The organism is Rhizobium sp. SEMIA 4085, assembly GCF_013004495.1.
Classification (GTDB): Bacteria; Pseudomonadota; Alphaproteobacteria; order Rhizobiales; family Rhizobiaceae; genus Rhizobium; species Rhizobium gallicum.
Genome location: NZ_JABEPH010000335.1, coordinates 1 through 6,712, shown reverse-complemented (window position 1 = coordinate 6,712; position 6,712 = coordinate 1). Strand labels below are relative to the sequence as shown.

Sequence of the window (6,712 nt, the reverse complement as noted above, 5' to 3'; positions counted from 1 at the left end):
GCCTGAAGGCGAAGATGCAGCGCCTCGAAGGGTCTCCTCCTCACACGCCGCCTTGGCTGTATGGATCGCTGAATGCGTGCCTTTTGCCGCCAGCGCCCATCCCGTACTCTCCTCATTCCTGTTCCTTCAGCAAGGAGAGGAACGAGGGCGGAAAGGATGGGCAGCGCCAGTCAGCAACGTGGTCTTTACCGTTCCGCCCGTCGAACATCACATGGAAAGCCAAGGATACGCTTCCCTTTCGCGGCTTCTGCATATACTATAGCCCCCTATACTAAAATGGTAGCAGCCCCTTGTCGCACACCATCCGTCAAAAGAAAAAGCTCATCGCCCGCGTCAGCCGCCTCAAGGGCCAGCTGGAAGCCGTCGAGCGTGCTCTGGAGGCCGAGCGCCCCTGTGGTGACATCCTGCAGCTGCTGGCCTCGATCCGCGGCGCGCTGAACGGGCTGACCGGCGAGGTACTTGAGGATCACCTACACGAGCACGTGCTGCATGCGGCCGACGAGAAGGCCCGCGCCGAGGCGGTCGAGGAAATTTCGCAAGTGCTGCGGACCTACATCCGCTGAAGAGATCGAAGGAACGCGCGATGAGTACACAAACGCTGGAACACGACCATGTCTTCCTGGGTGCTGGTCACGAGCGCAACGAGCGCCGCGTCTGGTTCGTGATCGCGCTGACGGTGGTGATGATGGTCGTGGAAATCGGCGCCGGCACAATATTCGGCTCCATGGCGCTCGTCGCCGATGGCTGGCACATGTCGACGCATGCCAGTGCGCTTCTGATCTCCGCTGTTGCCTATCTCTATGCCCGCAAGCAGGCCCGCAATCCGCGCTTTACCTTCGGCACCGGCAAGCTAGGCGATCTGGCGGGTTTCGCAAGCGCCATCATTCTTGCCATGATCGCGTTGCTGATGGCCTGGGAGAGCGTCTTGCGCATTGCCAGTCCGGTACCCATCAGCTTCGCACAGGCGATCGGCGTCGCCGTCATCGGCCTTGCCGTCAATCTTGTCAGCGCCTGGCTGTTGAAGGATAGCGGCCATCACCACGGGCACAGTCCCCATCATCACCACGTCGATCATGCGCATCATGATCACGGCGAGCTTACCCACCACGCCGGACCATCGACAACAACATGCGCGCCGCCTACACCCATGTCCTTGCCGATGCGCTGACCTCGGTTCTCGCGATTGCGGCCCTTTCCTTCGGCAGCCTTTACGGCTGGCTCTGGCTCGATCCGCTGATGGGCGTCGTCGGCGGCCTCATCATCGCGCAATGGTCCTGGGGCCTGATGAAGTCCTCCGGCCGCGTGCTGCTCGATGCGATCGCGGACGGCGAGGAGCTGCCAGGCGAAATCCGCAAGGTGATTGAAACCGACAGCGACCGCATCACGGATCTGCATGTCTGGCAGCTCGGCCCTGGCCATCACGCCGCGATCGTCGCCGTCGCGACATCCGAGCCGCGCGAGCCTGCTTTCTACAAGGCGAAGCTCGAAAGCCTGGACGAGCTCTCGCACGTGACCGTCGAGGTCACGCAATTGCAGGCGGCCTGACGACGCCGCAAAGGCGACGACAAGGCGCCACAATCGCGGCCTAGCTCTTTGGCTTGTTGATTCAGCCGGAGTGATTTCATGAATGACTTTTCGATCCCTCGCCGCACGATCTTGACGACGGCGATGCTCCTTCCCGCACTTTGCCTTGCTTCGTTCGCCCGCGCCTCCGAAACCGATGACGACATTGAGCGCCGGTTGGCAGAGCTTGAAAAGCGCACCGGCGGCAGGCTCGGCGTTTCCGTCATCGATACCGAAACAAAGGTCACCCTCGGCTATCGCGAAACCGAACGCTTTCCGATGTGCAGCACCTTCAAGGTGCTCGCCTCGGCCATGGTGCTTTCGCGCGTCGACAAGGGCGAGGAGAATCTCGAGCGCCGCGTGATATATGACCAGGACAAGCTCGTCTCCTATTCGCCGGAAACGGAAAAACACGTCGGCGGGGAGGGGATGAGCGTCGGCGAACTTTGCAAGGCGGCAATTACGCTGAGCGACAATACCGCCGGCAACCTGTTGCTTGAAAGCGTCGGAGGCCCCAAGGCACTCACCAAATGGCTTCGCTCGATCGGCGACCGCGCGAGCCGCCTCGATCGCTGGGAGACGGCGCTGAACGAAGGCAAGAAAGGCGATCCGCGCGACACGACGACCCCGGACGCGATGCTCGACACGCTCGGCAACCTCGCGCTCGGCTCGGTGCTGTCCGAGCCCTCACGCGAAAAGCTGATCGAATGGATGCTGGCCAACACCACCGGCAATGCACGTCTTCGCGCCGGTCTGCCGGGAGCCTGGAAGGTGGGCGACAAGACCGGCACGGGCGACAATGGTACCGCTGCAGACATCGCCATCATCTGGCCGAAGGGCCGCGGCCCGATTCTCGTGACGGCCTATATCGCCGAGGCGACGGCGCCGGTGAAGGAGTTGAACCCCGTCTTTGCCGAAGTCGCGAAGATCGTCGCGGGCATGGCGGGATAATCAGCAAATTCAAGACCATGCGACGGAGAAATGAATCTCCGTCGCATCCTCTTGAATCATTTTGCGAACTTAGACGGTCTGTTCGCCTTGGGTGTCGGCCGCCAGGGACCTGGAAGCGGCGCCCTCGGTGTCGTCTGAGCTGTCGATGCCGGGAAGCTCGCGCTTGATCGCCTTGGCGATCTGCTTTTCGCTTGCGTCGCGTTCCTCAGGCTGTATGGCGGCAAGGTCATCCTCGCGTATACCGGGTTCCTTGAAAACGCGCTTGCGGATAATCACGTCCGACGCTTCGTGCTGGCATAGTCGTTCACCTCGTCGACCAACTGGGCATGGTGTTTCTTGGGCGACGAGATCGGCTTCGGTTTCTTCGGCAATCGCTGCGTCTCCCACATGGCGCTGAAAATGGAAGGTCCTGTATTAGCTCAGCTGCAGTCTACCGCCGCTCGCTTGGCGCGCCGCTCTCCGGGACTGAAAAGCTTCAAATGCTTCTCCCGATTTCCATGAAAAGATGTCCTTAAAGATTGCCGGCAGACATGGGCGGCAAAACATGCGCATGCTTCTTGCTTCTATTTCAGGTTGTATTTCAGGAGGCGGTGTTTAAATTATGCGGCTTGAGGTGGAGGCCGCATCATAGCGCACCCGACCCCGTAACGCCTACGGCAGCGTATAAGCGATCACGTAATCGCCGGGCTTCGTCCCCACCGACCCATGCCCGCCGGCAACCATGACGACATATTGCTTGTTGTCGCTGGCCGTATAGGTCATCGGCGTTGCCTGACCGCCGGCTGGGAGACGCGCTTGCCAGAGTTGGTTGCCGTTGGTGGCGTCGTAGGCACGCAGGTAGTTGTCGACGGCAGCGCCGAGGAAGGCAAGGCCGCCCTTGGTGAGTATCGGCCCGCCGATTCCCGGCACGCCGACCTTGAAGGGTAGCGGCAGCGGCGTCATGTCATGCACGGTGCCGTTCTTGTGCATATAGGCGATCTTGCCGGTCCGGAGATCGACGCCCGCGACATAGCCCCATGGCGGCGCCTGGCAGGGGATTTGGAGTGGGCCGAGGAGCGGTCCCATGAACACGCCATAGGGCGCCCCGTCATTACGGTTCAGGCCCTGCTCGCTGCCCTTTTCGTCCTGTCCGCGCGGGGGAAGCTCGGCGGCCGGAACGAGCCTCGAGGTGAAGGCGAGATAAGTCGGCATGCCGAACATGATCTGCCGCTCCGGATCGACCGCGACGCTGCCCCAGTTGAAAGTGCCGAAATTGCCCGGATAGACGATCGTTCCCTCCACCGAGGGCGGCGTATAGCGGCCCTCGTATTTGTAGCGGTGAAAGGCGATGCGGCAGGCGAGCTGGTCGATGAGCGTAATCCCCCACATGTCCTTCTCCTTCAGCGGATCGGGCGAGAAGCTGAGGTCGGAGATCGGCTGCGTGGGCGCCGTATGGTCCTCGGGGATCGCGCCGCCCGGCGCCGGAATTTCCTTGAAGGGAATGATCGCCTCGCCGTTGCGCCGGTCGAGCACGTAGATGTCGCCCTGCTTCGTCGGGGCGACGAGAGCGGGAACGACGCTGCCGTCCGGCTTCGTCATGTCGAAGAGCACGGGCTGCGCCGGCACGTCCATATCCCAGAGGTCGTGGTGGACGAACTGCTGCACCCATTTCAGCTGGCCCGTATTGATGTCGAGCGCCACGACGGAGGAGGAGAACTTTTCGACATTGGCGCTACGGTTCATCCCGAGTTGGTCCGGCACCTGGTTGCCGAGCGGGATATAGACGGAGCCAAGCCCTTCATCGACACTGAAGACGGACCAGCTGTTCGGCGAGTTGGTGACGTAGGTCTGGCCTTCGGGCAGGGGCGCGGTCTGATCCGGATTGCCGGAATCCCAGTTCCAAAGAAGCGCGCCGGTGTTGATGTCGAAGGCGCGGATGACGCCGGATTGCTCCTGGGTCGAATAGTTGTCGTTGACGGCCCCGCCGATGATTAGCTTGCCGGCGACCGCGACCGGCGGCGAGGTGGAGTAATAATAGCCGGCCGGGTTGTATTTCATGCCGGTCTCCAGATGCAGCACGCCCTTGTCGGCAAAGCTTTCGCAGATTTTGCCGTCGGCTGCATCGAGCGCGATCAGCCGTGCATCGGACGTCGGCAGATAGACCCGTGCGGCGCAGGGCTGGCCGGCCGCGACGGCCGGAACGGCATAGTATGTCACGCCGCGGCAGGTCTGGTGCTGCCGGTCCGGGTTCATGCCGGAATTAGCGTCGTATTTCCATTTCTCCTTCCCCGTCTTGGCGTCGAGCGCGATCGCCCAGTTGTGCGGTGTGCAGAGATAGAGCGTGTCGCCGACTTTGAGCGGCGTCACCTGATAGGTCGTCTCGCCGACATCGTCAGGCCGCTTCACGTCGCCGGTCTGGTACTCCCAGGCGACCTTCAAATCCTTCACATTGTCCTTGTTGATCTGGTCGAGCGGCGAATAGCGCTGGCCGAAAGGCGTACGGCCATACTGATGCCACTCGCCGTCCGGCACATTGCCGCCGAAGGGCGGCGCTGCCGCCACGACCTCGTTGGGAAGATCGCCGGCAAGATCATGCGGATCGGTCGTCATCGAATAACCGGCAACGAGAATGGCGATGATCACCGGCACGGCGAGCGGCCAGGGATTGGCAGGGTAGGGAAGGCCACTCGGGCTCGAAAACCCGAGCGGCCTTCGGATCCACGGCGTCAATAGCCAAAGCCCGAGAAGAATGATCAAGCCGCCGCGCGGCCCGAGCTGCCACCAGTCGAACCCGGCTTCCCACACCGCCCAGATGAGCGCCATGGCAACCAGCACCGCATAGACCCAGAGCGCCATGGCCTTGCGCATGAAAAGCAGCGCTGCGGTGATAACGAACATCAACCCTGCGAACAAATAGAAGACGCTGCCGCCGAGCGTCACGAGCCACACCCCGCCGCCGCTAAGAACCAGTCCGATGACAAGAAAAAGGATGGAAGTAATGACGATCGCCATAAAGCCGGTCTCCCGCTAAGGTGAGCTGGGCATGGTGGGATGGGGACAATTCCGCCGAATCAGCGACTTAGGGCGAAGGGGCTGCCGTTCAATGGTCACATTTGGCGCAGGCAGGCATGGATCGACGGCCTATCACCTCGCATGCACCGCTCCTGGTAGTCCCATCCCCTTCGTCCTCCAGCATTCCCGTGCTTGTCGGAGAGATCAAGCAGCGCCATGTCCCTGGCGCCGAGACTCCTTGTTGTGAGCGGTTTATTTCACGGCGCAGACGCGCTGCGGCGGGGTTTCGTGCGACAAGCATAGAAACAAAAAAAGTGAGGACTACTCATGTTTTCTGAAAGCGCCTGTAGTACCTACTCCTTGGCCTCCCGTGGAGCGTGAAGCAATCGCAAAACCTGGCTTCCCGCTCGCAAGAAGCACGCAGCCGTGGTATGCAACCGCATCATCGGAATCGGATACAGGCGACGAGGTTCAAGATGATTTCTGTTTCCAGGGCGATTGGTGCGGCGGATTTTGAGATTGCCGCGCGATTGTGCGATGCGCTCGCGGCCTGGGATGCGGCCGAGGTGCAGGCCTATGGCGTCGCCGCGGAAGAAGTGCTGGCGATATACCACGGCGAGACGAGCAGCAGCCTGGCCGCGAGATTCAGTTCGACGGACGCCATGATGTTCATCGCCAGATGGGAGGGCTCGCCCGCGGGATGCCTGGCCTTTGCTCCATTCGATGACGCAACCATGGAGATTCGCAAGTTCTACGTCGATCCCGAGTTCCGCGGCAAGGGCATCGGCAGTGCGTTGATGCGAGTGGTCCTGGCTGAAGTCGAAAAAGGCCATTGCCGCGCAATCGTGGCTCACACGACGGTTTATATGGAGAACGCGATCTCGATCTACGAAGCCTTCGACTTCACACGCTGCACGCCGTTCCGCCGGATGCCGGACAGCATCGCGCACACCGAAGTCTTCATGTCGCGGCCGATCTGAACAGGCGCCGCGCGGAGACAAATCACGTCCCGCAAAACGTCTTTAGCACCCGCTCTTCCGGCTTCGGTGGCTCCATGTAGGCTGCAAACATCGGCTGGTCATCGTAGGGCTTGGAAAGAACCGTCAGCAGCGCCTCGAAGAGCGAGAAGTCGCCGTCCTCGGTCGCGGCAACGATCGCCTGCTCGATGCGATGATTGCGCGGAATGAGGGCCGGGGTGACCTTGCAC

The 6,712-nt window shown here is 61.5% G+C and carries 5 protein-coding genes and 2 pseudogenes; 4 read left to right on the top strand and 3 right to left on the bottom strand.

What is annotated here, in order from left to right:
• Positions 1-290 precede the first annotated feature (290 nt).
• The 3 genes and pseudogenes from dmeR (at position 291) to bla (ending at position 2,514) form a co-directional block, all read left to right on the top strand.
• Complete coding sequence (dmeR, locus tag C9413_RS25520) at positions 291-563, top strand: Ni(II)/Co(II)-sensing transcriptional repressor DmeR (protein ID WP_039844305.1); 273 nt, start codon at positions 291-293, stop codon at positions 561-563.
• A 20-nt stretch (positions 564-583) separates the two neighbouring features.
• Positions 584-1,545: pseudogene (gene dmeF, locus C9413_RS25515) on the top strand (CDF family Co(II)/Ni(II) efflux transporter DmeF).
• Positions 1,546-1,623: 78 nt separating this feature from the next.
• The gene (gene bla, locus C9413_RS25510) at positions 1,624-2,514 is read left to right on the top strand and encodes a class A beta-lactamase (RefSeq protein WP_039844307.1); all 891 of its coding nucleotides are present in this window, start codon (positions 1,624-1,626) and stop codon (positions 2,512-2,514) included.
• Positions 2,515-2,583: 69 nt separating this feature from the next.
• Here the strand turns inward: bla and C9413_RS25505 are convergent, their stop codons facing one another.
• Positions 2,584-2,790: a hypothetical protein gene (locus tag C9413_RS25505; RefSeq protein ID WP_039844308.1), complete on the bottom strand. Its 207-nt coding sequence runs from the start codon at positions 2,788-2,790 to the stop codon at positions 2,584-2,586.
• Between the two features lie 375 nt (positions 2,791-3,165).
• Positions 3,166-5,505: a glucose/quinate/shikimate family membrane-bound PQQ-dependent dehydrogenase gene (locus tag C9413_RS25500; RefSeq protein WP_039844309.1), complete on the bottom strand. Its 2,340-nt coding sequence runs from the start codon at positions 5,503-5,505 to the stop codon at positions 3,166-3,168.
• Positions 5,506-5,882: 377 nt separating this feature from the next.
• Here C9413_RS25500 and C9413_RS25495 point away from each other — a divergent pair, with 377 nt between their 5' ends.
• Positions 5,883-6,485, top strand: a complete 603-nt coding sequence (locus C9413_RS25495; protein WP_223843975.1) for a GNAT family N-acetyltransferase — start codon at positions 5,883-5,885, stop codon at positions 6,483-6,485.
• A 22-nt stretch (positions 6,486-6,507) separates the two neighbouring features.
• Here the strand turns inward: C9413_RS25495 and C9413_RS25490 are convergent.
• A pseudogene (locus tag C9413_RS25490) lies at positions 6,508-6,712 on the bottom strand (hypothetical protein); the annotation flags it as partial.

What these genes read in the sequence shown, in the direction of transcription:
- bla (WP_039844307.1), top strand. Translation starts at nt 1,624, where the DNA reads ATGAATGACTTTTCGATCCCTCGCCGCACGATCTTGACGACGGCGATG.
- C9413_RS25500 (WP_039844309.1), bottom strand. Translation starts at nt 5,505, where the DNA reads ATGGCGATCGTCATTACTTCCATCCTTTTTCTTGTCATCGGACTGGTT.